The following is a 26,761-nucleotide window of genomic DNA, read 5'->3' on the forward strand; positions in this document are numbered from 1 at the left end:
CCATAGAGTTGGCAATACTCATCGACAAAGCGAATCGTTGGTCGAGCTTCTCTGGAGGCGGACATCAGTTGCTAGGCTCTCTAAACTCTACTCTCTCTATTCTAAATTCCTCTGCTTAGAGTGACTGAAGAGGGTTAGGATTGGAGTGTCCTTTTTTATTTCCAGCAATTCATCTGAAAAGAGAACTTCGCACTGTCCAGTGTCAAACACGCCCTTGAAAAAGATGGCTGGCTCGATTACCCACGATCCTTTTACGATCCAAATCAGTGATGCAGTTAAGCTGAAAATTGATTTAGGTGCAGAAAGTACGATCGCAGCTCAACGTGATTAAGAAAAAATTGCGATCGAGATCAAGAGCTTTATTACAGACTCCAATATCAGCGAATTTCATGTTGCGCTGGGACAATATCTAAACTATCTCCAAGCCCTCGAAGAAAAAGAACCCGATCGCACGCTTCATCTTGCAGTCCCCCTCGAAACCTACGATGATTTTTTTCAACTTCCCTTCATCCAAAAATCTCTCAAACGTTACGCCATCAACCTAATTACCTACGATCCAATCAAGGAGGAAATTAAAGCATGGATAAGCTTCAGCAGTACCGACAAATAATTCAGCAAGTTCTCACCGAACAATCCCATCCCTATCCCCACTCCAATGAAGTAGACACAGAAATCATTTGCGACACCGAACGCGATCATTATCAACTTGCCTACATCGGATGGGAAGACCAAAAACGTATTTTTAGTCTCATTTTGCACTTTGACATCAAGGATGGCAAAATCTGGATTCAATACAACGGCACCAAAACAGCGATCGCCCAAGTCCTGACTGATAAAGGCGTGCCTGCCTCCGATATTGTGCTGGGTTTTCACTCTCCCTTCAAACGGCAATTTAGTGGATATGCTGTAACCTAACCTCTTCCGTCTAATCTTTAAATCAAGTGGTGGGTTGAACTAGAACGATGGCAACGTTTCCTTTTTCGGTGTCCGGTGCGGATTTAGAACAGTGGCGTAAAGCGGCTCTGGCAGGGGCGATCGCGGCACAGGTCGAACCCAGCGAACTCGATTGGTTTTTGCAGGCGGTTTCTAACCTCGATCGACTCACGTTGAAATTAAATCTCGTGGCTCAGCAGCTCAGTGTTGGCCTCCGGATGCCCTTTGGAGTGCTCCAAAGCAAGTGGCAGCAACGCTTACAAGATCGAGTCCCCTTACAGTATTTAGTAGGATTGGCTCCTTGGCGTCACTTTGAATTGATCGTCACGCCCGATGTGTTGATTCCGCGACCGGAGACGGAATGTGTGATTGATTATGTGCAAGGGGCGATCGCGCAGAATCCCACCTTGGCCAAGGGCGATTGGGTGGACTTGGGGACGGGCAGTGGGGCGATCGCGATCGGGTTGGCAGATTTGCTCCCTCAAGCTAAAATTCATGCCGTCGATCTTAGTCCGGCAGCCTTAGCCATTGCCCAACGGAATGCCGAGCGGTTGCATCTGCACGATCGCATCCAGTTTTATCAGGGGTCCTGGTTTGAGCCGCTACAAGGTCTGCAAGGTCAACTGAAAGGCATGGTGTCCAATCCGCCCTACATTCCCAGTCAGGAGGTTTTGGCGCTGCAACCGGAGGTGGTGGGCCACGAACCCCATTTGGCCTTAGATGGGGGCGAAGACGGGCTAGACGCCATTCAGCACCTGATTCAAACCGCTCCTGATTACCTCCAGTCAGGCGGGATTTGGCTCGTGGAGATGATGGCGGGACAGGGGGAAGCGGTGGTCGAAGCGTTAGCCCAGCAAGGGGACTATTGCAAAATTGCTCTGCTCAAAGACCTAGAAGGAATCGATCGATTTGCGATCGCGCAACGGCGCTAATAGGTAACGTTGGTCTGCCATCAATTCTCTCGGTCTCCCAGATAAATCGTATTGATGACTTCGGTCTAGTACAGTGCCACTTGTAAAAGTGTGACACGTTACTATTTTTCTTGACTGAGAAAACTGTAGATTAATGACTATTGCTACCGCGAGTGTTTTAAGCACTCTCTGGACTACACTCAGTTTCTGCTCTACGCCTTTGCTAATGCTACCAGTTTACTCAATTCTCTGATTTTTAATTTTCTCTAGCGTTCTCATCATGGTGATTCGTTTACTGTAATAACGTAGATACAGCCTTCTAAATCTCGCTACTTATCACCTCATATTTGACAATCAGTAAGTTATTTTTTGCCACGCTCAGTTTTTGTCTAGATTTTTATCGATCAGTGTGACCTGTTCGGTTGTGATTACGTTGGACAACCCTTGATTTTGCTTCAGGAGTAGACGTTATCATGACCTTTCTTCCAATTAGCTGATAGATAAACCAGGTGACTTTGCCAGGGCACCGTTTGATGCAGCAAGCGATCTCTAAAGACTTGACAAATTTGGTCGATCGCCGTTTCGGATAATTCCGTTTGCAAATATTGAAGATATTGGGATGTGGGACTAAACCAGCGATCGAAGAGGGTAGGACTCAGGTAGGTCTGGGTTTCAGACACGATCGTATCTATCTGAACTTGAAAGCCCATCTCCTCTAAAAGTTGTTTTAAATCCTTTTCATCCCAATTCACCTTCGGATTTTCGGTCTGTTGATAAATCCGTTCCTCAGCTTTACGCCATTGGTTGTAGAGTTTTGTCGAAAGCCAAGCACGATCGACCAGTTGATACAGGCGCTGGGCATGGCGGGGTACCAACTCCGCTAGCACTACTCGACCCGTGGGCGCGAGCCTTGCGACTATTGCCGTTAACACATCCGCCTTGTTAGCCGCATTCATTAAGTAATTGCGCCCGATGATGCGATCGAATTTCAGCGCAGAGGGAAGTTGCTCCAAGCTCTGGCTGAGCGAATTTTGTGGCACTAGGACAATCGGGCGATTCACCGCTGGTAATGCTTGGGTTTGTTCCAGCAGTGCTTGGGCCGTCGCCGCATCTTGGGGCAGCGCATAGACCCCGCCCTCGGGCACCTGTCGCACCGCTTCCCACGTCAGTAATCCCGTTCCCGCATTGACATCCAAAACAACGTGATGCCGTTGGGGTTTGGCCAAGGCAAAGATGCGATCGCGAGTCTGCCCCAAGCTTTCCCCCGCCTGACTGAGGGTTCGTTGCAGCCAGCGATCGACGGCTGGATCAGCCGGACTGGTCGAGAGATTTTCGATCGATTCCACCATCACCCCGATCGTCCCGCCTTCCACCATGGCCGCTAGTTGCGCTTCCCGCTGCCGTGCCACCGTCTCCGCAATCTGGGCTTCGTGTCCCTGGTTAGACGGTTGATAAAATACCTTGCCCTGGAGTCCCGTGGGTAAGTATTGCTGCGCCACCCAGTGATCGCGGTAGGCGTGGGGATAGAGATAGCCTGCCCCATGACCAAAGCCTTCTTTGTCTCGGCTGGGATCCCGCAATGGATTGGGCACGTCCGCTTCCCGTTCCCGTTCGATCGTCGCCAGCGCATCAAAAAAGCCCATGACGCTATTGGATTTGGGGCAGGTGGCTAAGTACAAGGCCGCCTGGGCTAAGGGATAGCGACCCTCCGGCAGGCCAATGCGATCGAAGGCGGCAGCACAGGCATTCACCACCACCACCGCATTCGGGTCAGCCAGCCCCACATCTTCCCCCGCCAGAATCAGCATCCGCCGAAAAATAAAGCGAGGATCTTCTCCGGCATAGACCATGCGCGCCAGCCAGTACATTGCTGCATCGGGGTCGGAACCCCGGAGACTTTTGATAAAGGCGCTGATGGTATCGAAATGGGCATCGCCTTCTTTGTCGTAGAGCACCGCCCGCCGTTGGATCGACTCCTCCGCCACGGCTAAGGAAATGTGAATGACACCTTGGTCATTTTTGGGTGTGGTGGAAACCGCCAATTCCAAAGCATTCAGCAACGCCCGCGCATCGCCATTGGCCACATTAACCCAGTGTTCGATCGCCGCATCCTCCCATTGAATCGATCGCTGGCCATAACCCCGATCGGGATCCGTTAGTGCTTGGTGAATAATTTGCTTCAGATTGTCAGGTTCCAGGGTTTTCAGTTGGAAGATGCGCGATCGACTGACGAGGGCTTTGTTGACTTCAAAGTAGGGATTTTCCGTGGTCGCTCCGATCAAAATCACCGTGCCATTTTCGACCCAGGGCAGCAGCGCATCCTGTTGGGATTTGTTGAAGCGGTGGACTTCATCGACGAACAAAATCGTGCGCTGTTGGTAGAGTCCTCGGCGTTCCTGGGCGGTGGCGATCGCGTCGCGGATGGCCTGCACCCCGGCGAGTACGGCATTAATGGCGATGAAATGGGCTTGGGTGGTATTGGCAATAATTTGCGCCAGGGTCGTTTTGCCCGTTCCCGGTGGGCCGTAGAAGATCAGTGAGGAAAGTTGATCGGCTTGGATGGCACGGCGCAGCAGACGGCCTTCACCCAAAATTGCTGACTGACCCACAAATTCGTCTAAATTGCGGGGACGCATCCGAGCCGCGAGGGGCGCTTCCGCCGCTACAACGGTTTGCCGATGGTGATCAAACAAATCCATGGTTCGACGCTAGGGAGACGATCGCGGAATTAAGGCTGTTGCCACTGGCGCAGTAACCAAGCGCTAACTTGGCCATGGTTGGTTTGACGGGATTGGCGAAATGCATCTTCTAACACTGCGATGTCGAGTCCTGCCAGCACTTGGGATTGGGTAATGCGGCGACTGCCCTGATTCTCTACGGCAAAGGCCAGAACTTGCACGTTTTCCACGTCAATAATCCAGTACTCAGACACCCCGAGCACTTCATAGAGCAACCGTTTTTCTCCCTTATCATCCGCTAGGGAACTGTAAGCCACTTCGATCGCGAGGGTCGGTGCTGGATATCGATCTAAGTCAATGATGGTCGTATCCCACGGAATCACATTGGCGGTTTCACCGATATAGAAAGACGCATCCGGTTGAGCTTCGGCATATCCCGTTTTACGATAGGTACAGTTGTCATGGCCATCCAGATCAATGCCCTGAATTCCGGCATAGAGTGTGACTGCATGAATAATAATTGCGTGATCCCGTGAATGGGGGTTGCCAACTGGAGACATCTCTATCCTCATACGCCCATTGTGATAGTAGCCCTTGGCCTTGGGTTCAGACTGCTCGATCGCCTGTAAGTAATCATTCCAGCCAGCTTGAATCCAACGATCGGATGCCAGAAAACTAGTCGTAGATTGCAGGGCTGAATTCACCATAAGGTTACCGATGAGGGTTGCCGTAGAGGATAGCGACAAACTGGAATTAGGCAGCGGTGGTTGCCTCTTGTTCTTAATTCTAAGAGAAAATCTTGGGCGGCTTAGGTGTCCGGTGGATGACCAGATCCTTGGAAAAATCAGAAATCAAGGCTGTGTCTCAAGTAGTTTGACCAAGGTCTTTCCTGAACTGGGAAAACTGAGGCACAGGACAACGAGGGAATCACCATGTTCGATGGGACACCGATCGCTGCCACGATCGCTACAACAATCACCACTACGCCCCGCAATCTAGCAGCGAGCTTAATCACGGGCTACCAGCGATATCTTTCTCCGTATAAGGGATTTTCCTGTGCCCATCGCGTTTTGCACGGGGGTGAATCTTGCTCCCAGTATATTAAGCGCACAATTGTGGAACGTGGGCTGTCCGATGCTTGGCCGATCGCGCGGGAACGGTTTCAAGATTGCCGCCAAGCTTACGAAATATTACGATCGCGCCGTTCCACCTGCCAAATCGGAACCCACAATTCCGCCGTCGAAGGGGGAGACGAAGACCCTCGGGCCTGCGGGCGATCGCGAAGAAATTGTAATGAACCCAGTCGCTTAGTAGACTGTGCCTGTGAGGGATTGAGCGGGATCGCGGATTGTGGAAGCTGTGCCGGGGATGTATCAAGTCTGGATTGTGGCAGTGCGGATTGCAGCGCGATCGATTGCAGTGGCCTAGACTGCGGTGGTGCAGATTGCAGCGCGATCGATTGCGGCGCTTGCGATATTGGCAGTTGTGGCTAGGTTGTAACCCATTCCAATGCCCTTACAGATTTCCCTATGCAACTCTTCGGCATTCTTCACAAAGATGTGTAGTTTCGTATACTAGAATCAATCCAAAAGCTATAAAACGTAACTATACCAATTAGCAACGACTAGGGTAATTTCCCGGAACTTTTCCATCGCCTGAGTGGTTGAAGAAAGAAACCGAGACTTTCGGCTATCGTTGTTCGGGGTATAGTCTCGCTTCAACATCCCCCGTTTCTAGAAGAAGCAAGGTAGGGTCGATCGTGGGTCAACTGAGTTCGAAACAGCGTTCGGGTCAGCTACGACGGTATGATGCAGACGCGATAGCGCGGATGTATCGCTTCCGCCCCTGGCGCAAGTGGTGGCGTCTGCTGAGGATTGTGCTGTCCTTTGTCGGTTTGTTCTTGGGCCTTAAGATAGATGAGGCGATGGGCAAAGGCGAAGGCAACCAGCAGGATCGCGCTGAACAATTACGCAAAATTTTGACGGATCTTGGCCCTACCTACATCAAAGTTGGCCAAGCCCTCTCCACCCGGCCTGACCTGGTACGCCAAGATTATTTAGATGAGTTAATTAAGCTACAAGACCAGCTTCCCCCGTTCCCCAACGAAATCGCCCTGCGAATCATCGAGGAAGAACTCGATCGCGATCCCTATAGTGTCTATAGCGAAATCTCTCCCCAGCCCGTTGCCGCCGCCAGTCTCGGCCAAGTTTATCGGGCCAAGTTGTATTCAGGTGAAGAAGTTGCGATCAAAGTACAACGGCCCCATCTGTATCCCCTACTAACCTTGGATCTCTGTTTGATGCGCTGGGCTGCTCAGAAGTTTGGGCATTTCTTGCCGCTGAATCTGGGCCATGACTTGACGCTGATTATTGACGAGTTCGGCACCAAGCTGTTTGAAGAGATCGACTACCAAAACGAAGGCCGCAACGCTGAGAAATTTGCCGCCAATTTTGCGGGCGATCCCGAAGTCAAGGTTCCTAGAATCCACTGGGAATACAGTGGTAAGCGGGTTTTGACCTTGGAGTGGATCCATGGCTACAAGCTCACCGATATGGAGGCTGTGCGGCAGGCGGGCTTGGATAGCGATGCCATTATTCGCATTGGCGTAACTGCTGGACTGCGGCAGTTGCTAGAGCATGGCTTATTCCACGCCGATCCCCACCCGGGCAACTTATTCGCCATGGTAGCGGAACCCGGAACCGACGCACCGGGGCGCATGGCCTACATCGACTTTGGCATGATGGATCAGCTGGAACCTTGGATGAAAGAAACCTTGGTTGATGCGGTGGTGCATTTGATTAATAAGGATTATGAAGAACTGGCCAAGGACTTTGTCAACCTGGGCTTTTTGACCCCGGAAACCGATATTCGTCCGATCGTTCCTGCCTTAGAAGCGGTGTTTGATGATGCGATCGGGGCCAGCGTTGGGGACTTTAACTTCAAGGCAATTACCGATAAGTTTTCCGACTTAATGTTTGACTATCCCTTCCGGGTGCCAGCCAAATTTGCGTTGATTATCCGATCGCTCGTGACCCAGGAGGGCTTAGCCCTGACCTTGAACCCCGATTTCAAAATTGTTGAAATTGCCTATCCCTACGTGGCACGGCGGTTACTCACGGGCGAGTCTCCGGCCCTGCGGCGACGGCTGCTGGAAGTCCTATTTAAAGATGGCCGCTTCCAATGGCAACGGCTGGAAAACATGATCGCCATCGCCCGCAGCGATCGGAAGTTTGATCTCCTGCCCACGGCCCAACTGGGAATCCAGTATCTCGTTTCGGAGGAAGGGGATTTCCTGCGGCGACAAATTGTCATGGCGCTGACGGAGGACAACCGCCTGCATACCGAAGAAGTGCAACGCCTGTGGGCTCTGGTGAAGGATGACTTGCAGCCGAATCGAATGCTGACGGAAGCCTGGAAAGCGATCGTCGATTTTTCCCTCGATCGCACAACGGAAATGTTTCCGGCACTGGCGACTTTGACGGGGAACCGCAACGGGCGGTAATCTTTAAGAAGTTTTAAGATGCGCGTTCTGTCCTATGGATTTCGATCAAATTCCGTTAGATCAGCTAGATCAATTACCGCTGTATTACATTCCTCAGGATCCGCCTTATTTACTTCTAGTTTGCGGCCTACTGGCAAGTCTGGTGTCCGGTCTAGCGTTTCAGGCGGTTCTCAAGCAAGATTTGGCGGATTGGAAAGCCAATCGTCAGACGCGGAGTATTACGAGTTTGCAGAGTGTGAATTTGCTGATGCCTTTTTTGGGCATGGCGATCGGAGCCAGCTTTTTCCTATCCGCTGGAGTGGAAATTTTCGGATTCCCACCCAAGTTAGCCTACGCGATCGCGGTTCCGATGGCATTCTTTATCGGTTGGTTGGTGTGGCGACAGTTGGGTTCGATCCTGCGGCAAATTGAAGAGGGCGGTTCAGCCGCGATCGACTTAGATTCCATTCGATAATTTTTACGGCTCCCAGCGTCTTGTAGCAAAATGCTACAAGATTTCTGCGAAAACGCTTGCTAAAAACTCATATCCGACTCACCCTGCAAGTCCTCGGTGAGTTTTTTTATGAGTTTTTGAGTAGGCCCATGCGCCAACCCATTGCGAGATCGATGTCCTAGGGACTCATCGTCTCTAACTGTTGCAAAAGCTGCGCTGTTTTATCGGCCCAGGATTGATTCTTCCGTTGAAGATATTGTTTTTGAGTAAATTGCAGAACCTGTTTCGCTTCAGAATATTTTTTCTGTTTAATCAGCGTCAATCCCGCTGCATAGTAGGCCGGGGTGTAATTAGGGTTTGTCTGGGTTGTTTTCCTAAACGCATCTAAGGCTGACTCAAATTGACCTTCCGCGTAGAGTAAACTACCAAGACTATACAGCGCTTCGGGATAGCTAGGATTGAGTTGAATGGCTTTGCGAAAGGCCGCGATCGCCCCTCGGTTCCAACGATCGCGCTGATAGGCTAGTCCCAGGTGATAGTAGGGCTCCGGAGCCTGAGGGGTAAATTCATTGGCTTTTTTGAACGCTTCGATCGCCCCAGCAGTATCACCCTGCAGTTCGAGCACCAAGCCTAGGTTGTAGTGGGCAATTCCCAGTTTTGGATCAAGTTTCAGGGCTTGCTGAAGGTATTCCTTCGCCTGCTTTAGGTTATTGCCTTCCAGCAGAGCCGCTCCTAGGTTGGCATAGGTGATGGGAAAACTTGGATCAGCCACGATCGCGTTGTAGAACGCCGTCGCCGATTCCTGGAGCTTTCCCTGTTGGCGCAGTGCTAATCCCAGATTGTACTGCGCCGGAAAAAATTGTGGGTTGATTTGTACCGCTCGTTGAAATTGCCCCACTGCATCGTCAACTTTACCCTGCTGAATCAGTTGTAAGCCTTGACCAACCAGGTCTTCAGCGGTTTCCGTTGCATAGGTTGGGGCAGAGATACCCAGGCCCAACACGATCGCGATAGCAAACAATCCAGCAGAACGAGGGGTAGCCATAGGAGAACGCGATTTACAACTCAGCGATTTACAGCGATCGAATCCTAGCTCAGGAACTCAGTCTCTGGTCAAAAATAACACATTCAATTGGCACATCAACTGGAATCACGACTGATGGCGAAGCTTCAATCTATTCGATCGGGCAAGGACAATTGCAAGTGAATTCAACTCATCATCCAGTATCCTACCCCTTTAACATTGTCTTCGCAAAAATCACTTCATTGACAATATCAATCACATCATAAATCACATCTTCAGCCGTCTCTACATTATTAATGTACTGATTTAACGATTTAAATTTTTCTGGGGCAATCTTCCCCATAGGTTGCTGCTCCCAAGTTTGCAGCATTTCATCAAATACCCGCTTAGCATCACCGTTCGTACAGACGATCGGAATCACAGGAATCCTCTCCTGCATCGCAAACTGATAGGTTTCATAGGTTCCCCCCACACCTCCGATGAGGATCACCAAGTCGGCTCTTCGCAGGCAATCCAGCCATTCGTTGACCCCAGGCTCAGTGTATTCCACCCGTCCGCCTTTAAACACAGGCTGCTTCCCTTGGGGAACGATTTGCGTCAATTTATCAGTTAATCGCAGTGGTGATTTTGCCAGCGTTGCAGCATACTGCTCCGCCACCACATAATCCACCCCTTCCCACCCTCCGGTGATTAAATTGTATTGGTTGTCTGCCAGTTTTTTCCCCAGGGTACGGGCGCACCAATTGACCTCATCCGGCAACTGGAAATTTCCCGTACCAGCTACTAAAACACTTTTTTGGCTTCTCAGTTTTTGGGAATCTTCATAAATTTGCTGGGTTAAGTGGTGAATAAACGTGTCGAAGTTTTTCGCCGGATCGATGCTCAATTTATCCTGAACAAAATGGATAAATTCATCCACATTGCTAGCAATTTCAGCAATCTTCTGAGCTACATTCACCAGAGCAGAAGACGATTCCGTGGCAATAGAACCCAGTAATTGCGCCAGTTGTTCGCCCTGTTGCTGCCAGTACTGGATGTAATCAACCCGACCTGTTTTTGTGTAGATATTGGCATCGGACAGTACCACCGGAAAAATCTTCTGCGCATAGTCCTTATGCTTCATGACTTCGATCGCTTCAAACATGCAATATTCCGATCGCAAATATTTGTCGCTAATCACTAAAATCACATAATTTCCCCGACCAATTTCCTGCATGAACTGTTCGATACTTTGGCCCAAGGTCAAGTGATCGCGATCGCGAATCAGGTTATACCCCATGGCAAGTAACGTCTGACAAATGCGATCGACTAACAATTCACGCTGCTGGCCCAGTTCACTTTTGTCATCTTTCCAGGCATAGGAGATATAAATCTGATTCATGGTTTGCGGCTTCCAGCAAAATTTGTCAGTTTAAGACTTCCAAACTTTGTATTCCCAATTGTGGTCGCTGAATCAGTATGGTCGCTGAATCCCCTAAAAAATCCAGAGCCACACTGGAATCATCAACAATAGACCGATCGTACTAATTGCAATACTGCTCGCCGCCAAATCCCGATCCATATCATATTCTTCCGCTAGAATTAAACTTGCAAAGGCCGACGGCATCCCAGACATCAGAACTAACGCTAACCGTGCATCACCTGACAATCCCAGGAAGCTCGTCCCGATACCCACCAATCCCGGCAGCAAAATAATTTTGAGCATGACAGGCACCAAGGCATTGCGCAAACTGCTCCAGCCTTCCAGCAACCCTAAGCGAATTCCCATCAACAGAAAGGAGGCTGGGACAACAAACAACAGCGAAGATTGGCTAAACAATTCAATCGGTTCTGGAAAAATCACCGATCGCGTGGAATAGCCGATCGCAAAGGCCCAAAGGGAAGGAACAGTTAATAAATCCCGTAATAGCGTCCAAGGGGAGTGGCCGCTGTGGGACTGACCGTAATAGCTGGCAATCAGAACGCCAATTCCGTAGGTGCCAATCAAGTTTTGAGTCAGACTAAAAAAAACCGCCCAACTGTAATCCTGGGGATTAATAATCGCAGGCAGCAGCCCTAGACCGACGAACCCGGTATTCCCCAGCATCGCCGCAATAATAAAACTGCCATATTCCGCACTGGCAAAGCGCGGCAATTGACTAGCCCAGCGTTGCCAAAAAGGAGCGTCTTCCGCAACTTTTTCCGGCAAGCGCTCCAGGATCTGCAACGTGACCCAAGCCATGATCAGCCCAGAGACTAAGGTTGCGATCGTAATCACCGGAGCTAAGCCAATCTCCCCGGACAGTTGGCTATGGCGAGCCAAATCAAAAATTTGCCAAGGCACACCAAACCAATACAGTCCCCGTCCCAACCAATGGGATAACTCCTTCGGTAACCAGCGCCAAATCAGAAGCCCTAATCCTACCCACAGGATCAGCGGAGAGTATGCCTGAACTAATGTATCAATCATGAAACGTGTCAATCATGCCTGTCCATCATACTGACCTGGTGCCCCCCTTGGTCAATCACATTGCAGGTCAATCACATTGGTCAATCATATTGCAGGTTAATCACATTGCAGGCTCAATCTACTGCCAATTCGCAATGCGCCACTGATTATCTTGACGCACCATCGTATACTTCAGCCGTAGATCATCGGTTTGAGATTCAGCCAGTTGGTTGTTTTGGTAGTACTTGCGAAACTCCCGCACATTCGCAGTCACGATCGCGGTATTCGGGTCACTGGGATTCATTTCCACATTCTCAACCTGAACCGCATGTTCATACTCCACATGGGCTGCATCGCGCTGGGCCGCTGCCGATTCCCGTTGCCACTCACTTAGCTTCGGATCAACCAGCACTAGGCTTAATTGATCGGCGGCATATCCCGGCCCCATCGCGGCTCGTTTCGCAGTAAACCAGAGTTCCAGTAGCTGTTTTGCAGTTTCGGGGGTGAGATCTCCCTGCACACTCGTGGCCGTTGGACTGGGAGACACCGCGATCGAGATACTCGGGGTCGGCGCAGGGGGTGCTTGTACCGTTTGGCGCGAGAGGCGACTCACCAAGAAACCCAATAACCCTACACCCACCAACCCGATCGCCCAAGGCAGCCAAGCGGGAAACCGTTTTTTCCGGGGCTTCGGTTTCCCCATTCGGCGAGGTGGAATCCCCTCCATTCCCCCAGGGGTTTCTCGTTTCGCTCGCGGCGCACGGCTACCTGGAGGTATGGAACCTCCCTCAGAATAGGCTGGCCCAGCAGATTCAGCAGAACCCCGAGCCATCACCATCCCAGCCCCCGCCGCCGTGGCTCCCGCGATCGTCAAGCCTGAACTATTAGTCAATGCTTCTTCTTCAATATCTGACGACGATCGCGCAGGTGTCATGGTTGCTGGCGTTATCGCAGATGGGGGCATGGCTGTGGTTGGAACTGGCCCTGTTCCGTTCTGCTGATGGCGATCATTGGAATTGTGGGAGGGCGGCGATTGTAGCCGAGCATTCGGTAAAGGTTGCGATCGAGAAGACGAAGGCGCAGACATAACCCCAGACCCTACCGTCGTCGTAGAAGGGGCTTTAGCATTCCACATCGGCGCATTGAGGGTTTCGCCTTCCGTGGGCAACTCTTCTAGATAAGCTTGCACTTGACCATCCGCAAAATAGTCCTTGAGCGAAACTCGACGAGTCACTAAATCCCGAAAGTGCGGAAAAACCTCTTCCTGCAACCAGCGTTCTGCATAGAGACAGAGTCCCGGCAACAAATCCGGTGCCCCTTGGGACTGTTCTCGGATAAACGCCAACGGTTCATGCTCTTGGCTCAACTCCAGCACCCGACTGGCCTCTTCGGTTTGGCCCAATAGCAGCGCACAAACCGCCTGCTCAAGATGCACATCCTGCCGGCCACCCAGCTTCATCAGCATGTGCTTGGCACGGCGAATCAAGGCCGGTTGATGCTCTGCGAATCCACGAGCCAGCAACGCATAGACGGCTAAGTACGTCGCAACAGCAGAGGGACGCTTGGCCTCTTCTTCAAACAACACTTGCTGTTCCTCGGCGGTTAGATAGTCCCGCAACTGCTGAACAAACCGCAAAAAATCATCAATACTCAATCCCGATTGATCATCGCCATTACCATCAATGCCGTTGCGCTCTCGCAACATGTCCTGGAGTAGGGTAATGCCTTTCTTGCGATCGAGATGATTCTCATTGGGCCGTGCTAAAAGTTCCAAAATCCGATAGGGGCGTAGCCGCAGCAGATCCGATTGGATTTCTCCCCTGACCCCAGCAAAAAGATTTTCCCGCAGCAACAATTCCTGCCCCGTTTCCAACGCCTCAGCCGCAGTTTCGTACTGCCCCTGTTGCCACTGTTCCCGTCCAAGTTCTAAGCAGGCAAGGGCGATCGTGAGGACAATATCCGCTAGAGCCACTTTAGGATCGCCAAATTGCCCGGTCTTCAGGCTTGCATTCCCGCTACTTAAATAGGGTCTTCCCACCTTAAGAACCAGTTCATACTCGCCAAGTTCTTGCAAAATCAGCAGGGCCCCGATGAGATGCTTTTCAGCAATATCAATATGGGGCGTATAGGTCTCACTGGAGCTTTCGGAGCGAGGAGTCGCAGTCCCGTCACCCATCTCTTCAACCGCCAACCCCAAATCAGGATCATAGGCAGGGGTGAGAAATCGGGCATCATAGGCTTGGCGCTGGGCTGGCTCGGAAAGCACCGCATAGCCTTCATCTAACAAAGCCCGTCTCGCCTCAACCGCCGCTTCTGAATACTCTCGCCGAGGTAGCTGGAGCGTGCGATCGTGGTGCGCCTGCTTCAACTGTTCAGCGGGAGCTTGGATGGGTAAACCAAGAATCCGATAGTAATCGAGCGGAATACGCACGTTGACTTTCCCCAACATTAACCAATGAGTGAGAGTGAGTTATCCCTGGACGAGGGTTGAACCTTGCAACTTTGACCTTGCAACATAACAATTGCAATCAACAATTGTATGAAGGTATCACAGCATACCTAAAATTTTCTGGGGAATAGACGATCGCAGAATCAACCGCCGCTGCCCTTACCTTTCAAGCATATAAACCGTGTAACCATCGCCCAAGCCAAAAACAGATTAGAGCCATCATACTATCGTGGATGGCGGTTCTGATGTTTACTCTAGAGATCAGTCTTTCTCGTGAGGTTCCAGCCAGAACTTAACGAGCAGGGTATCGTCTCAAACCGTCTCAATCGGATATCACAGCAATCTAAGCCTACAATCCTAATAGGCTGTCCTAATAGGCTGTTATTTAGGATACTCAATTTCTGGATTGATCACCAAGCACCTCCTGTAAAACTCGCAGGTACTAACCTGCTTGGCTGGAGTTGCCGCTTCAACCTAGTGATATTTTGTTTGATCTTAAGCAACTCTGAACGGTATTTTAATTAAGTTACAGCGTGATAGGTCTTGCAGCGAGGATTAAACACACCCATGGTTCAAGATAGAGCATTACCAACAATCCCCACAACACCCGCCACCGTCACCCGCGAAGAAGGGCTGATGCTCTACGAAGACATGGTTCTTGGCCGTACCTTTGAAGATAAATGTGCAGAAATGTACTATCGCGGCAAGATGTTTGGCTTCGTCCACCTTTACAACGGGCAAGAGGCTGTCTCCACGGGCGTCATTCGAGCGATGCGTCCCGGCGAAGATTATGTATGCAGCACCTATCGGGATCACGTCCATGCCCTAAGTTGTGGCGTTCCGGCTCGGGAAGTTATGGCGGAACTGTTTGGCAAAGCAACGGGTTGCAGCAAGGGTCGTGGCGGTTCCATGCACCTGTTTTCAGCACAGCACCGCCTATTAGGCGGCTTTGCGTTCATTGGCGAAGGGATCCCAGTGGCGACGGGGGCCGCTTTCCAGTCGAAGTATCGCCGGGAAGTCATGGGCGATGCATCAGCCGATCAAGTCACAGCCTGCTTCTTTGGAGACGGCACCAGTAATAATGGTCAGTTCTTTGAGTGCCTGAACATGGCTGCACTCTGGAAGCTCCCCATTTTGTTTGTGGTGGAAAATAATAAATGGGCGATCGGGATGGCCCACGATCGTGCCAGCTCCCAGACGGAAATCTTCAAGAAAGCCAGCGTCTTTGGCATGGCGGGCCATGAAGTGGATGGGATGGATGTGTTGGCTGTTCGGGCGATCGCGCAGGAAGCGGTGGAGCGGGCCAGAGCTGGGGAAGGGCCTACGTTGATTGAATGTCTCACCTATCGTTTCCGAGGCCACTCCTTGGCGGATCCTGATGAATTGAGATCGAAGGAAGAAAAGGATTCTTGGTTCTCCCGCGATCCCATTAAAAAGCTGGCCGCTCACATGGTGAAGCAAAAACTGGCGACCCAGAAAGAACTCAAGGACATTGATAAGAAAATCCAGGCCCATGTCGAGGATGCAGTAGAGTTTGCCCTGTCCAGCCCGGAACCCGATCCCAGCGAACTCTATAAGTATGTGTTTGCTGAAGATTAACCAATTGAGTCTTGAGTATAGGATTTGGTAACTACTGTAAGGGTGGGCGATCGTCCACCCTTCTGATTAGGTACTAACGGATAGGAGAGTAAATCATGTACGAAATGGGTCTTTCGAGTTGGCAAGATTGGGCGACGACAGGCGTTTTTTTAGGCGTATTAGGCTTGGTGGTCTGGCAAATTTTCACCCGCAGGCCGCTGTAATCCTAGTCGAACCTTACTTTTACTGTCCCAGCTTTTTCTTGGCCTGCTGCCAGAGGGCTTCCAGTTCTGCTAGGGAGTAACTTTCTAGCGATCGATCCACGGCCTGTTCCATCTGGCTCAGCCGCTGGATAAACCGATCGTTCGTTCCCTGAAGGGCTTGCACGGGATCGAGTCCTTGCCAGCGGGCAATTTGCAGCAAGCTAAACAACAAGTCCCCCAGTTCAGATTCCTGCCGTTCCTGACTCTCATGTTCGATCGCGTGGCGCAGTTCGTCCAACTCTTCGTGGAATTTTTCCCAGACCCCGTCGATCGATTCCCACTCAAACCCCACCTTGGCCGCCTTTTTGGAAATTTTCATTGTGGCTGTCATCGGCGGCAACGATCGAGCATAACGCTGCATTTTCTGGCTCAGGCGCGTTTCTTCGGGCTTTTCCGTAGCTTTAATAGCTTCCCAATTGCGATGTACCTCCTCAGCAGATTCCACCGACACTTCACCAAAAACATGGGGATGGCGGCGGATAAGCTTTTCTGTAATCGTTGTGGCAACTAACGCTAAATCAAACTGCTGATCGTCCTTGGCCACCTGGGCTTGCAAAATTACCTGAAGTAAGAGATCTCCTAGCTCATCGGCGATCGCGGCTTGATCCCCAGTCTTCAAGGCATCTACCACTTCATAGGCTTCTTCTAACACATAGGGGATCAGCGTTGTCTGGGTCTGCTCCAAGTCCCAAGGGCAGCCGCCCTCCGGGTTGCGTAATTGGGCTACGACCTCAATTAGGCGTTGCAAAGCCTCCAGAATTTGGGTTTGGGTCGCCGGAAAATTAGATTGAATCGCCATAGAATTCAAGCGCAAAAGAAAGAGATCAGGCCAGTGCGATCGTACCGCGCGTGATCACACCGTTCACCAATGTAGTGGGATTCAGAATGTAGTGGGATTCAGAATGTAGTGGGATTCAGAATGTAGTGGGATTCAGAATGTAGTCTTTTTCGATCGACGGCTGCGCCATCGTTTCACCTTAGACCCCAACCAATCGCTCAAACTGTGGCTCATGGCTCCCGCTTCCAACCCGACAAAACTTGCGAGCCAATATTCAGGATATTGTTGCCAAGCTTGCCCGATCGGGTTCCAAGACTGTTGCCAGAGCGGCGCTGCAAACGCGAGCCAGTCCCCTTGTCCCAGATAATGCCGCGCGATCGACCATCCCAAAATTCCAGAACTCACCACCGTTCCAATCAACATTGCTAAATAGAGCAGACGCAGAGTTGTCCCGACCAAAAACCCATGGGACAGCAGCGATCGATGGCGAAGGCTGCGGCGATAGGGCAACCAAATCCAGCGCAACCAACCCCAACGGCGATATTGCTGGGAGTGAATATCCAAATCTGGGCCAAACATCAACCCACTGAACAAAAAACAGCCCGATGCCACCAGAGCCAATCCTGCACTATGGGTCAACCCCCAGCCCAGCCCTGCTATCGCGGGCCAACACCACAGGGTAATGCTGTCGTGAGTTTTCCCAGAGGGCATAGGGTTCCAAAAAAAATTCCAAAAACTTTGTTTTCATCTTACCGAATCCAATGTTTTCTGTTATATTGTTTATTAGTGATTTCGGGCGATTAACTCAGCGGTAGAGTGTCTGCCTTACAAGCAGAAGGCCGGGGGTTCAAATCCCTCATCGCCCATAGAAGTAAACATTTCGTTTCAATAGTTTCCCACAGGTGAGTTAGGCAGCGATCTAGCGTCTTAGAAAGCTAACGAATCCTATCAGAGCTTTCTTATGGATCCACTTTCGTGAAGCTAGTATTCGCGAAGTCTTCCCGATCGTTCGGCTTTCCTGCGGAAATCTGCGGGACAACCGTATGGTCACGATCGCGAAAAACACGCTAGCTTAAACGCAGGGATTCAATCACTGGCGGGGTAAGGGCAATATGATCAAGCGGTATGGGAGCCGAGTCGGTCAGATGATGGGATGGCTGATGGCGGCGGGGGGAAGTGCGATCGCGGTTGGAACCTTGGGTGCCATTATTCTGCTGGGAATTTTGCTGGGAGCCATTCTCGGTATGTCAAAGGTTGTGGCCGTAGCCGTGCTGCTTCTGGTATTTCTGCCATTACTAATTTTGTTTGGGCTCTTGCCCGTGGCATTGGGTGGCGTGATGCTTTTTGCCAGCGATCGCGCGAAGAAAGAAGCGATTCGGGATACATTTTTTCAATTACTGAAAGCTAAAAAAGGGCGTATCACCCTGGTGGAATTTGCACGGGCAGCAGAACTGGAACCCGTGATAGCAAGGCAATATCTCGATCGGTGGGCGCGGGAATGCAATGCCGATTTTGATGTGACAGAAGCAGGTGAAATCCAATATGTATTTGTCTATGAAGCGCCTGGGAGCTTACCAGGAGGGGATGCACCGTTTCAGGCATGGCAAGTTTGGATGAAGGAACGGATTAACTTATCCTGAGCGTCGATCGTCAGATCGACATCATTAGATCCCCATCGTCAGATTTACAGTACGATCACTGAAACTCAATCCACCCACCTTTCAAGTCAATGGTGAGATTGAGGAAATTTTGGGCACCTTAAGTCAAACTACCAGTCAATCATTACCATCCCAAAGCTCGCACAACGTAATTTTTGCGAAGGGATGGCTCCAGATTTCACATCAGGGTGCCGAACATGCTTTTCTTGAATCCATGGACTCTCAGCCGTAGATCTTCCCATCTCCGATCGCTAACTTTTGCAGTCACTTCAGAGAAATCTTGCTACGATGCATCAACGTGATTTCTGCGACGTCATCGGTCTACCGCCTACTCAATGGTAGATTGCATATTGCCGGGGAAAGTCTAGTTGACTTGTTGACACTAGCTGACTCATTTATAAAAGTGGTATTGCAGAAGAAATCGCTCTAAATAGAGACGATTCCTCAATCCCCCAACTTTATTGTGAATTAGTAAGGTATGAACAAGTCAGGCGTGGGAAGGGGTGTTTGTTGATTTGAACGATCGACCAGAATTAATGTGCTGCAAATCAAAGTTCGCCTATGATGAATGCCAATCAAGATAGTTAGGCAACGGCAGTCATTTAAATTCTGCTCCTAATCAAGTGTGCCCAGCAACCTGTCTACCTAGGGAATAGGATACGCATTCTGTTCCTGATCGTCCAAAATTGCCGAAATTTGATTGGCCCTTTCATTGATTGTGTGTGGTGAGGAAGCTCGTGAAAAGCGTCAAAAAACGTCCTGTTCAAGCTCGTAGGGTTCCCCCAGGAGCTAAACGCCCTGTTCGCAAAACCAATAACAAACGATTGACTTGGTTAGTGTTTTGCTTAACCGGGGTTGCGATGCTCTCCGCAATGGCGGGTGCCTTACTGGCAGTTTCCTTGGCCAGTACGCCTTTGATGCAACGAAAGTTAACCACCCAGGAAGCTTCTGTTTTTAATAAAGGCGAAATTGCCAATAGCAGCCTGAAAATGCCAGGGTTAACTCGTCCAGTGAACATTTTGGTACTGGGTACCAAAGTTCTCACGACCGATGTCCAAGAAGTCCCGGACAACCTAAAGAATCTTAAGTACCAAGCCTTAGTCAATTCCTTTGAAGGCTTAACCGACACAATGCTGTTAGTGCGGTTTAATCCTGAGAACAAGAAAGTTTCTGTCCTCTCTCTCCCTCGCGATACGCGAACAGAAATTCCAGGCCATGGGGTCACCAAACTCAATGCCGCAAACGTATATGGAGGGCCAGCTCTGTCTGCTCGATCGGTCAGTCAACTTCTGGGTGGAGTGGGGATCGATCGCTATGTGACGATCAATGTTCAAGGGGTTCAAGCCTTAGTAGATGCCTTGGGTGGGGTGACGGTGCATGTCCCTAAGGACATGAAGTATCGTGATGACAGTCAGCACCTATACATCAACCTGAAGGCAGGTCGGCAGCATTTGAATGGGGATCAGTTACTCCAGTTACTGCGGTTCCGCTACGACGAGTATGGAGACATTGGCCGAATTCAGCGGCAACAAATGGTGATGCGTGCCTTAATGGAACAGGCCTTGAACCCAGCAACCATTACCCGACTCCCCAAGATTCTATCAGTGATTCAATCCCACATTGATACCAATCTTTCTGTAGAAGAAATTGCTGCGTTGGTGGGATTTGCAGCACAGACCAATCGATCGAATACTCAAATGCTGATGCTACCAGGGGAATTTAGCCATCCTGGTGAATTTGACGCCAGCTACTGGGTTCCCACCTATCGCCGCATCCAGGGTATGATGGCTCGGAACTTCGACTTCGGTTCAGCTGACGATACCGATAACAATAGTCCAGGCACACTGCGAGTCACAATCCAAGACAGCACAAAACAGCCCAACACCGCTCAGACAGTGGTGAAGCAGCTTCAAAAATCGGGCTACGGGGATGTGGGGATTGGTCAACCTTGGAATGAGGCCCTTAGCGTGACTCGGATCGTGGCCCAACGGGGAGATAGTCAACAGGCAGAAGCCCTTCGCAAAGCCTTGGGATTTGGGGAAGTCCGCATCGAAAATACAGGTGACCTCGAGTCAGATGTGACGATTCAACTGGGCAAGGATTCCACCCAAGCAGTTAAAAAGTAAGGTTCCCTACCCGCTAGGATCCAGCAAAAGGCGGACTAGGTATTTTTCTAAAGCGACTGAGGGTTCCGATAGAGCAGATCAGTCGCTTTAATTTTGCCGAAATGTTGCCAAACTTAGCGCATTCCCAAATTCCGCACTGCAAACAAACTCCCTAAAATCCCGATCGTGCTGCCAAAGCCAATCAAAATCAGCGGCAGCAGCCAAACCTGCCAGGTGCTATTTTGCAATAGTAAACTTTGTAGTAAATCTCCCTGCTGGGCTAAGAACTGGGTCAGCGATCGCTGAAGACCTTGAATTAAAACCCAAGCGGTTCCAGCCCCCACCAACCCAAAGGTGACACCCTGTAGCACAAAGGGCAGGTAAATCCAAGCGCGCGTCGCTCCCACTAGCCGCATCACTTCTACTTCCTGGCGTCGTGCAGCAATCACCAAGCGCAAGGTTGTCGTAATCACGGCGATCGCGCTCATCGTCAAGAATCCTGTTACTCCTAAATTGATCCAGCCTAAGCCCCGATTCAGATCAGCCACCTGCTTCACCGCCTCTCCCGCATATTGCACCGTTTCCACCCCCCGCACTTGCTTGAGAGCAGCGGCGATCGTGGGAACCGCAGGGGCAGACTTAGCCTGAACTCGCAATTCATCCACCAGCGGATTGCCGTCTAACTGCTGGGTCGCTCCTTGCAGATCTGCCATGCCCAACTCTTTGACTAGGTCAGCCCAGGCTTGCTCCTTGCCGATCGTCTCCACCCGTACGACTTCTGGCATTTTCTGCACGATCGGCTGAACGTCCTTCGCAGAAATCCCGGTTTCCAGGAAGGCGGTTACCTCCAGTTGGTTACCAAATTGATTCAAAAATTGCCCAACTTGCCAACTAGTCTGCAAACTCAGGCCAAAGAGAAACAACAAAACGGTGACAGTGCTGATGGCAGCCCAATTCATCCAGCCGCCCCGCAAAAGTCCGCGCCAAGTTTCGCGCAAGAGGTAGTCAAATTTGGTGAGCGATCGCAACATAGAAACTTGGCCTTGAAACGCTGTAATGGCAGACATGCCGCAACTAGCAATGGTAGATGCAGGTTGCACTGCCGCTGCCATTATACGGAGCAGAGTCAGAATTGGGAGAATCCGTCGGATGGCTAGATTATGGGGCAATTGCTGGTAACTAAACTCAAACACCCGCTAAGATTAAACTAATGCGGATTGAATCCGATTTAATTCAATTGTATTGATGTAAGCAAGATCATTATCTGCGGTATTTGACGACCCATGAGTACTTCATCCACGATCGCTGTCGAAAAAGTTAAGCTCAAGAAACCGCCCTTAGAGGTTCATCATTTGGGCGATCGGGTGCTGCGTCAGCCCGCTAAGCGCGTCGCCAAGGTGGATGAAGAGATCCGGGACATTGCTCGCAAAATGCTGCAAACGATGTACAGCGAAAATGGCATTGGTCTTGCAGCGCCCCAGGTCGGCATTAATAAGCAAATCATCGTGGTTGATATTGAGCCCGATGATCCCAAACAGTTACCCATGGTTCTAATCAATCCTGTCATTAAGCGCGTAGGCGGGAATTTCTGCCGAGAGCAAGAAGGGTGCCTCAGTGTCCCCGGCATTTATATGGACGTGGATCGGCCTGAAGCGATCGAAGTGACCTTTAAAGATGAGTTTGGTCGATTACAAACCCTGCAAACTGATGGGTTGTTGGCACGGGTGATTCAGCACGAGATCGACCACTTAAATGGTGTTTTGTTTGTTGATCGCGTTGACAACCAACTGGTACTGGGTCAAGAGCTAACGAAAAAAGGATTTTCAGTGAAAGCTGTGAAACCGATTGCTTAGAATCACAAGCGACCTACGGGTTTCTGAATCTGGGTATGCCTATCTATGCACCTGTCCCTAGGTCGCTGAGTTCCAGTAGCTCGGTTCTAGTAGTGAAGCGTCTGTAAAGTGAGTCTGATAAGCGAGTCTTCCTGTGCTGACACCTAAAAGTGGTTTGTTCCTAGCAATTTCCTGTATTGCCGCGATCGCGGCAGTAGGCTGCGTCTTTGAACTGTCTTCAGGAATACCGCAGTGGGGCCAAACTCCCACCACTGCCATCCTGATCGCCAGCATTCCTATCACAGTGATTGCTTTTCTGGCTGCCGTCAAGGATGCTCGGGCAAATTTCTAATTTCTTGGGCAGTTGTCTACAATCACCCAACTTTAACGAGGTAAGTCATAGGTTGCTCGGTTGGTTGTGAGAATTGAACCGGATATCTAATCAGGATGGCTGAAAAAAGATCCATGACTGGGGGAAAGACACCTCATAAATAATGGGGCAGAAACTTATAAAATGTGTTCAAGACATTTAACCCCTTGATCCTATGGTATCCGGCGATATGGTATCCAATGGTACGGTATCCGGTGATTTAGACAGCGCCTTCTTATCATCCTTCCAGTTGCCCACAGATTTTCTGGAGCACCCATGACTGGCGACGACCATCTCTCAGCAGCATTGCTTAGGCAGATGCCTGCTAGTGGTGCAACCCAGGAACGTCAACCCCTGTATCCCATCAACGTTACTGACTCAGTTACGATTGGTCGGGATCCAAGCTGTCAAATTGTCATTGATTCCTCTCTGTATGGAACCGTCTCACGGTATCATGCGGAAATTCGACCTACTGCTGCCGAGCCAGGGGTCGTGCCCAGTTGGTGGATTTGCGATCTAAATAGTTCCAATGGCACCTATGTCAACGGTCAGCGAGTGGTAGGATGCCAAGCCCTAAAACCTGGAGATCGGCTTATTCTAGGGCAGCAGGGACCAGAATTTCGTTTTGAATATCCTGCGACCCAGCTATCAGCACCCATTTCGCAAACCGCAGGCGCACTCCATCAAGCCGCAAAACGCCCGATCTCAGCGATCGAACCTTCGCCCAATCCCAACTCCGGCGCATCTCTACGCAACAATACCGTCACCCTCACGCAACTCTTTCCAATCTTTTCTACAGGGTTAGAAATCACTCAAAAAGCCTATGTCTTTCCCGCGTTGGTGACGATCGCGGCAGTGGTTACCCTCTTTGTTACCGTTGGGCGGCCCCTTGCCTTCAACTTCGTACTGGCCAATTATTTAGCTTTTGCCGCCTATTTTGTGGTCTATCGACTCTGCGGTAAGACAAAGTCCTGGGTCATTTTATTCGGGACTGCTGTATTCACGATCGGGATTCTGCGGAGTCCGATTTTGCCGTTATTTACTGTAATTTTCCGCAATACCTTGCCAGGACAGGTACCAGCAACGGGGGAGTCCATTGGATTCTTTGGCTTATTAATCCGCATGTTTTTTGGGGCGGGGTTAATGGAAGAGCTGATTAAAGCACTTCCCCTGATCTTGCTATGCCTAATTGGCTATCCTCGATCGAATAGTTGGCGCGATCGGTTTGGAATTCGAGAGCCGTTGGATGGAATTTTGCTGGGGGCAGCCTCAGCGATCGGATTTACATTGCTTGAAACACTCGGACAATACGTGCCCGCGATCGTTGAATACACCGCAACTCAAGCCAACAACGATGTCAGCCAACTGCAAGGCTTACATCTCCTAATTCCTCGGCTCTTGGGTTCAATTTCGGGCCATGTGGCTTATAGCGGCTATCTGGGTTACGCGATCGGACTGAGTATCCTCAAACCCGATCGGGCTTGGTTAACCTTGGGAATTGGTTATCTCACCGCCGCAGGATTACATGCTCTCTGGAATACCTTGGGAACGGTGAATCCCTTGGGACTTGTACTCGTGGGTCTACTGTCCTATGCCTGGTTAGGAGCCGCCATCCTCAAAGCGCGGGCCCTGTCTCCCACCCGTGCGAAAAACTTTGCAACTCGCTTAAAAGCCCCCTCAGAATAGGGAGCCAGCATTCAGAACCACTAGTCCTGCTCTTGTTGGGCAATATTTAGAGCATATTTAGCGATCGCAAGCGTTAACTTAGCTTGTTCAATCTCAGAGAGCGCTTGCCAATCCTGGGGCAATTCGTATTTCGGTTCTTCACCGCGCATCGCATAGGCAACAGGCCGAGCAAAGACGTAGAGATCTTCCTCCGACCAAACGGGGAGACTCGTTTGCACACACTGCACTAGCTGACCCGCTAAATCACTGGAACTGTTGACCAATGCCTCTGCTTGTTGGGCAATGGCTGCCAAGATTGCCTTGGGAACTGTGGCAAACTTCCGGGTCAACTTGGCCTGAATCGAGGTTTCCCACAGGTGATCAAGAGTCTTGAAAAAGTTCTCTGCCCGATCGGTAATTTCTTGGTCTTCCAACCCATTCAACAGACTATTTGTTTCTATCTCAGCGAAAAAATCTGTGGCTTGGTCTGGGTTCCAAGGATAGACAACTTTTTGACTGGGGTCTTCTGGAAGAGTAATCTCGCCCTCTTCTATTTGATGACGAACAGAAACCCCTTCAGATTGAATGAGTAGATTAAGCAGATCTTGCTGAGCTTGAGCTTGAACTTTATTAATACGAGAAGAATTTGCACCACTTACCATAACCGTAACTCCCTCATGGACTGCTGGATTGAGATTTGCTACCGATACCTACAGACAACCTGTTACAGATTCCGTAACGACAATCAAATTTGCTGGCCTTAGCTATGGTAATTCATTCCACTGGCTCATTCGATCGGATGATAGACCGATACAATCTCCGCATTCCTACGTATATTTACGATTATTTACGTAATATCACGGTCTAACTGGCCAGCAAATTCCGTATTTATCCTGAGTTGTCCCCACTAGTTTTGCCCAATTCTAGACTAACCTCAGTCAGTATGCAGTTAGGAATCAACCATTACATAATCCAATGATTGATCATTGGAATTTCTGTGATCTGTGCTGGGAACTAAAGCAATCTGCGATTCTTCATCTCTAAAGTTTGTTTTTTTCCAGAAGTCATTAATACCTGAAACAATTTCCTCTACTGATTGAGATCCTACTTCTAGCGTGTTCCGACTATGGATAGTACCTATATTGATTCTCTCCTTCATAACTTGAAACATGAAGAAGAAACCGTCAGAGAATCTGCCACTCAAGAGTTATGGCGAATTTGGTTCGAGCAGAAAGGGGTGGTTGGCTACCAGGTATTACAGCGGGCTCAGATTTTGCTTCAAGCGGGTGAATTTAATCAAGCCGAGAGTATTTTGACTCAGTTGATTAGCAGTATGCCAGATTTCGCAGAAGCCTGGAATCGTCGAGCGGTTTTGTACTTTACGCAACAACGCTACGACAAAGCAATTTTAGATTGTCAGCAAGTCATTCAACTCAATTCCAGCCATTTTGGAGCACTCCATGGACTAGGACTTTGTCATGTTGCCATAGAAGATTATCACCAGGCCATCCACGTGTTTCGGGCAGCCCTCACCATTCATCCCTATTCACTAGAAAATCAACGAATGCTACTGGAATGTACTCTTAAACTGACTTAATTTCTGAGCGTAAATGGCATAATCGCAGAGGAGTGCGGTGGACCCAAGCATTTGGACAAGATCTAATGAAAGTTAAGCTCTAAGTGTAACGTGAGCTCAGCCATCTCATAGATCAAAAGAGATTGATCTGACAAATGCTTTAGTTAATCGAACTCATTATCATCCATCTAACCGGGTCAGTCAAATTCAATTTGACTCTTTAAACCTGCATCATAAACCTGATTGGGTTTCTGGTTATTTAGGGATTGATGCATTCTCTCCTGATTATACCAATCAAACCATTGATTCAACTCCTGTTCTAAATGATGGCCATCTCGAAACTCTTTGATGTAGATTAACTCGTATTTCACTGACCACCACAAGCGTTCAATGAAAATGTTGTCATGACATCGACCCCGCCCATCCATGCTAATTTGAATGCCCCGAGCTTGAAGACAATCGGTAAAGTTATTCGCAGTAAATTGCGACCCTTGATCTGAATTGAAAATCTGCGGGGCAGGATACGTCGCTAATGCCTGCTGCAAGGCCGTCATACAAAAGGATACATCCAAACTATT

23 protein-coding genes, 1 tRNA gene and 1 pseudogene are annotated in these 26,761 nt (G+C 49.9%); 14 read left to right on the forward strand and 11 right to left on the reverse strand.

The genetic code is table 11. The features are described from left to right. Positions 1-223: 223 nt before the first annotated feature. From ACN4EG_RS21315 to prmC, 3 genes and pseudogenes are all read left to right on the forward strand, one after another. A pseudogene (locus ACN4EG_RS21315) lies at positions 224-610 on the forward strand (element excision factor XisH family protein). Beyond that, positions 580-915, forward strand: a complete 336-nt coding sequence (locus ACN4EG_RS21320) for a XisI protein (protein WP_431632209.1) — start codon at positions 580-582, stop codon at positions 913-915. The pseudogene ACN4EG_RS21315 and the gene ACN4EG_RS21320 overlap by 31 nt, the downstream one beginning before the upstream one ends. A 47-nt stretch (positions 916-962) precedes the next feature. Further along, positions 963-1,865 carry a peptide chain release factor N(5)-glutamine methyltransferase gene (prmC, locus tag ACN4EG_RS21325; RefSeq protein WP_431632210.1) on the forward strand — a complete coding sequence of 301 codons (903 nt, stop codon included), beginning with the start codon at positions 963-965 and terminating at the stop codon, positions 1,863-1,865. A gap of 434 nt (positions 1,866-2,299) precedes the next feature. Here prmC and ACN4EG_RS21330 read toward each other — a convergent pair whose 3' ends face one another. Both ACN4EG_RS21330 and ACN4EG_RS21335 read right to left on the reverse strand, forming a co-directional pair. Next, the gene (locus tag ACN4EG_RS21330; protein ID WP_431632211.1) at positions 2,300-4,543 is read right to left on the reverse strand and encodes an AAA family ATPase; all 2,244 of its coding nucleotides are present in this window, start codon (positions 4,541-4,543) and stop codon (positions 2,300-2,302) included. 29 nt (positions 4,544-4,572) lie between these two features. Then, positions 4,573-5,229, reverse strand: a complete 657-nt coding sequence (locus ACN4EG_RS21335) for a Uma2 family endonuclease (RefSeq protein ID WP_431632212.1) — start codon at positions 5,227-5,229, stop codon at positions 4,573-4,575. 225 nt (positions 5,230-5,454) lie between these two features. Here ACN4EG_RS21335 and yidD point away from each other — a divergent pair, with 225 nt between their 5' ends. The 3 genes from yidD to ACN4EG_RS21350 all read left to right on the forward strand — a co-directional run bounded on the left by yidD (position 5,455) and on the right by ACN4EG_RS21350 (position 8,478). Further along, positions 5,455-6,015, forward strand: a complete 561-nt coding sequence (gene yidD, locus ACN4EG_RS21340) for a membrane protein insertion efficiency factor YidD (protein WP_431632213.1) — start codon at positions 5,455-5,457, stop codon at positions 6,013-6,015. Positions 6,016-6,281: 266 nt separating this feature from the next. Continuing rightward, positions 6,282-8,024: an ABC1 kinase family protein gene (locus ACN4EG_RS21345; RefSeq protein ID WP_431632214.1), complete on the forward strand. Its 1,743-nt coding sequence runs from the start codon at positions 6,282-6,284 to the stop codon at positions 8,022-8,024. A gap of 34 nt (positions 8,025-8,058) precedes the next feature. Then, positions 8,059-8,478, forward strand: coding sequence for a hypothetical protein (locus ACN4EG_RS21350; RefSeq protein ID WP_431632215.1), 420 nt, complete (start codon positions 8,059-8,061; stop codon positions 8,476-8,478). Between the two features lie 157 nt (positions 8,479-8,635). On the opposite strand, the gene ACN4EG_RS21355 is transcribed toward ACN4EG_RS21350, so the two are convergent. From ACN4EG_RS21355 to ACN4EG_RS21370, 4 genes are all read right to left on the reverse strand, one after another. Continuing rightward, on the reverse strand, positions 8,636-9,502 hold the full coding sequence (locus ACN4EG_RS21355; RefSeq protein ID WP_431632216.1) for a tetratricopeptide repeat protein: 867 nt from the start codon (positions 9,500-9,502) through the stop codon (positions 8,636-8,638). Positions 9,503-9,686: 184 nt separating this feature from the next. After that, complete coding sequence (locus ACN4EG_RS21360; protein ID WP_431632217.1) at positions 9,687-10,862, reverse strand: toll/interleukin-1 receptor domain-containing protein; 1,176 nt, start codon at positions 10,860-10,862, stop codon at positions 9,687-9,689. Positions 10,863-10,955: 93 nt separating this feature from the next. Beyond that, positions 10,956-11,930 carry an AEC family transporter gene (locus ACN4EG_RS21365; protein ID WP_431632218.1) on the reverse strand — a complete coding sequence of 325 codons (975 nt, stop codon included), beginning with the start codon at positions 11,928-11,930 and terminating at the stop codon, positions 10,956-10,958. 118 nt (positions 11,931-12,048) lie between these two features. Further along, on the reverse strand, positions 12,049-14,340 hold the full coding sequence (locus tag ACN4EG_RS21370) for an IMS domain-containing protein (RefSeq protein ID WP_431632219.1): 2,292 nt from the start codon (positions 14,338-14,340) through the stop codon (positions 12,049-12,051). 585 nt (positions 14,341-14,925) lie between these two features. On the opposite strand from ACN4EG_RS21370, the gene pdhA reads away from it, so the two are divergent. Next, on the forward strand, positions 14,926-15,957 hold the full coding sequence (gene pdhA, locus ACN4EG_RS21375; RefSeq protein WP_431632220.1) for a pyruvate dehydrogenase (acetyl-transferring) E1 component subunit alpha: 1,032 nt from the start codon (positions 14,926-14,928) through the stop codon (positions 15,955-15,957). A 222-nt stretch (positions 15,958-16,179) separates the two neighbouring features. Here pdhA and mazG read toward each other — a convergent pair whose 3' ends face one another. Then, positions 16,180-16,998: a nucleoside triphosphate pyrophosphohydrolase gene (gene mazG / locus ACN4EG_RS21380; RefSeq protein WP_431632221.1), complete on the reverse strand. Its 819-nt coding sequence runs from the start codon at positions 16,996-16,998 to the stop codon at positions 16,180-16,182. A 132-nt stretch (positions 16,999-17,130) separates the two neighbouring features. Next, positions 17,131-17,688, reverse strand: coding sequence for a metal-binding protein (locus ACN4EG_RS21385; protein WP_431632222.1), 558 nt, complete (start codon positions 17,686-17,688; stop codon positions 17,131-17,133). Positions 17,689-17,771: 83 nt separating this feature from the next. Between ACN4EG_RS21385 and ACN4EG_RS21390 the strand changes: the two genes are divergently transcribed. The 3 genes from ACN4EG_RS21390 to ACN4EG_RS21400 all read left to right on the forward strand — a co-directional run bounded on the left by ACN4EG_RS21390 (position 17,772) and on the right by ACN4EG_RS21400 (position 20,761). After that, positions 17,772-17,843 (forward strand) — tRNA-Val (locus ACN4EG_RS21390). 246 nt (positions 17,844-18,089) lie between these two features. Then, complete coding sequence (locus tag ACN4EG_RS21395; protein ID WP_431632223.1) at positions 18,090-18,617, forward strand: hypothetical protein; 528 nt, start codon at positions 18,090-18,092, stop codon at positions 18,615-18,617. A 755-nt stretch (positions 18,618-19,372) separates the two neighbouring features. Further along, a complete protein-coding gene (locus tag ACN4EG_RS21400) occupies positions 19,373-20,761 on the forward strand; it encodes an LCP family protein (protein WP_431632224.1) in 1,389 nt (462 codons plus the stop codon). 113 nt (positions 20,762-20,874) lie between these two features. Here ACN4EG_RS21400 and ACN4EG_RS21405 read toward each other — a convergent pair whose 3' ends face one another. Further along, entirely contained in the window at positions 20,875-21,933 is a 1,059-nt protein-coding gene (locus tag ACN4EG_RS21405) for a cell division protein FtsX (protein WP_431632225.1), read from the reverse strand. A gap of 90 nt (positions 21,934-22,023) precedes the next feature. Between ACN4EG_RS21405 and def the strand changes: the two genes are divergently transcribed. From def to ACN4EG_RS21420, 3 genes are all read left to right on the forward strand, one after another. After that, entirely contained in the window at positions 22,024-22,593 is a 570-nt protein-coding gene (gene def, locus ACN4EG_RS21410; RefSeq protein ID WP_431632226.1) for a peptide deformylase, read from the forward strand. Between the two features lie 133 nt (positions 22,594-22,726). Continuing rightward, positions 22,727-22,924 carry a hypothetical protein gene (locus ACN4EG_RS21415; RefSeq protein WP_431632227.1) on the forward strand — a complete coding sequence of 66 codons (198 nt, stop codon included), beginning with the start codon at positions 22,727-22,729 and terminating at the stop codon, positions 22,922-22,924. 294 nt (positions 22,925-23,218) lie between these two features. After that, positions 23,219-24,628 carry a PrsW family glutamic-type intramembrane protease gene (locus tag ACN4EG_RS21420; RefSeq protein WP_431632228.1) on the forward strand — a complete coding sequence of 470 codons (1,410 nt, stop codon included), beginning with the start codon at positions 23,219-23,221 and terminating at the stop codon, positions 24,626-24,628. A gap of 20 nt (positions 24,629-24,648) precedes the next feature. Here ACN4EG_RS21420 and ACN4EG_RS21425 read toward each other — a convergent pair whose 3' ends face one another. Further along, on the reverse strand, positions 24,649-25,269 hold the full coding sequence (locus ACN4EG_RS21425; protein ID WP_431632229.1) for a hypothetical protein: 621 nt from the start codon (positions 25,267-25,269) through the stop codon (positions 24,649-24,651). Positions 25,270-25,733: 464 nt separating this feature from the next. Between ACN4EG_RS21425 and ACN4EG_RS21430 the strand changes: the two genes are divergently transcribed. Beyond that, positions 25,734-26,204, forward strand: coding sequence for a tetratricopeptide repeat protein (locus ACN4EG_RS21430; protein ID WP_431632230.1), 471 nt, complete (start codon positions 25,734-25,736; stop codon positions 26,202-26,204). Positions 26,205-26,380: 176 nt separating this feature from the next. Here ACN4EG_RS21430 and ACN4EG_RS21435 read toward each other — a convergent pair. Next, the coding region (locus ACN4EG_RS21435) for a transposase (RefSeq protein WP_431632231.1) at positions 26,381-26,761 on the reverse strand (381 nt) is incomplete at its 5' end.

It is taken from the genome of Alkalinema pantanalense CENA528 (assembly GCF_050753345.1).
Classification (GTDB): domain Bacteria; phylum Cyanobacteriota; class Cyanobacteriia; order Leptolyngbyales; family Leptolyngbyaceae; genus Alkalinema; species Alkalinema pantanalense.

Bases quoted from the DNA above. Each gene is read 5' to 3' on its own strand.
- ACN4EG_RS21320 (WP_431632209.1), top strand. From the start codon at position 580: ATGGATAAGCTTCAGCAGTACCGACAAATAATTCAGCAAGTTCTCACC.
- prmC (WP_431632210.1), top strand. From the start codon at position 963: ATGGCAACGTTTCCTTTTTCGGTGTCCGGTGCGGATTTAGAACAGTGG.
- ACN4EG_RS21330 (WP_431632211.1), bottom strand. From the start codon at position 4,543: ATGGATTTGTTTGATCACCATCGGCAAACCGTTGTAGCGGCGGAAGCG.
- ACN4EG_RS21335 (WP_431632212.1), bottom strand. From the start codon at position 5,229: ATGGTGAATTCAGCCCTGCAATCTACGACTAGTTTTCTGGCATCCGAT.
- yidD (WP_431632213.1), top strand. From the start codon at position 5,455: ATGTTCGATGGGACACCGATCGCTGCCACGATCGCTACAACAATCACC.
- ACN4EG_RS21350 (WP_431632215.1), top strand. From the start codon at position 8,059: ATGGATTTCGATCAAATTCCGTTAGATCAGCTAGATCAATTACCGCTG.
- ACN4EG_RS21355 (WP_431632216.1), bottom strand. From the start codon at position 9,502: ATGGCTACCCCTCGTTCTGCTGGATTGTTTGCTATCGCGATCGTGTTG.
- ACN4EG_RS21360 (WP_431632217.1), bottom strand. From the start codon at position 10,862: ATGAATCAGATTTATATCTCCTATGCCTGGAAAGATGACAAAAGTGAA.
- ACN4EG_RS21365 (WP_431632218.1), bottom strand. From the start codon at position 11,930: ATGATTGATACATTAGTTCAGGCATACTCTCCGCTGATCCTGTGGGTA.
- pdhA (WP_431632220.1), top strand. From the start codon at position 14,926: ATGGTTCAAGATAGAGCATTACCAACAATCCCCACAACACCCGCCACC.
- mazG (WP_431632221.1), bottom strand. From the start codon at position 16,998: ATGGCGATTCAATCTAATTTTCCGGCGACCCAAACCCAAATTCTGGAG.
- ACN4EG_RS21385 (WP_431632222.1), bottom strand. From the start codon at position 17,688: ATGCCCTCTGGGAAAACTCACGACAGCATTACCCTGTGGTGTTGGCCC.
- ACN4EG_RS21395 (WP_431632223.1), top strand. From the start codon at position 18,090: ATGATCAAGCGGTATGGGAGCCGAGTCGGTCAGATGATGGGATGGCTG.
- def (WP_431632226.1), top strand. From the start codon at position 22,024: ATGAGTACTTCATCCACGATCGCTGTCGAAAAAGTTAAGCTCAAGAAA.
- ACN4EG_RS21420 (WP_431632228.1), top strand. From the start codon at position 23,219: ATGACTGGCGACGACCATCTCTCAGCAGCATTGCTTAGGCAGATGCCT.
- ACN4EG_RS21425 (WP_431632229.1), bottom strand. From the start codon at position 25,269: ATGGTAAGTGGTGCAAATTCTTCTCGTATTAATAAAGTTCAAGCTCAA.
- ACN4EG_RS21430 (WP_431632230.1), top strand. From the start codon at position 25,734: ATGGATAGTACCTATATTGATTCTCTCCTTCATAACTTGAAACATGAA.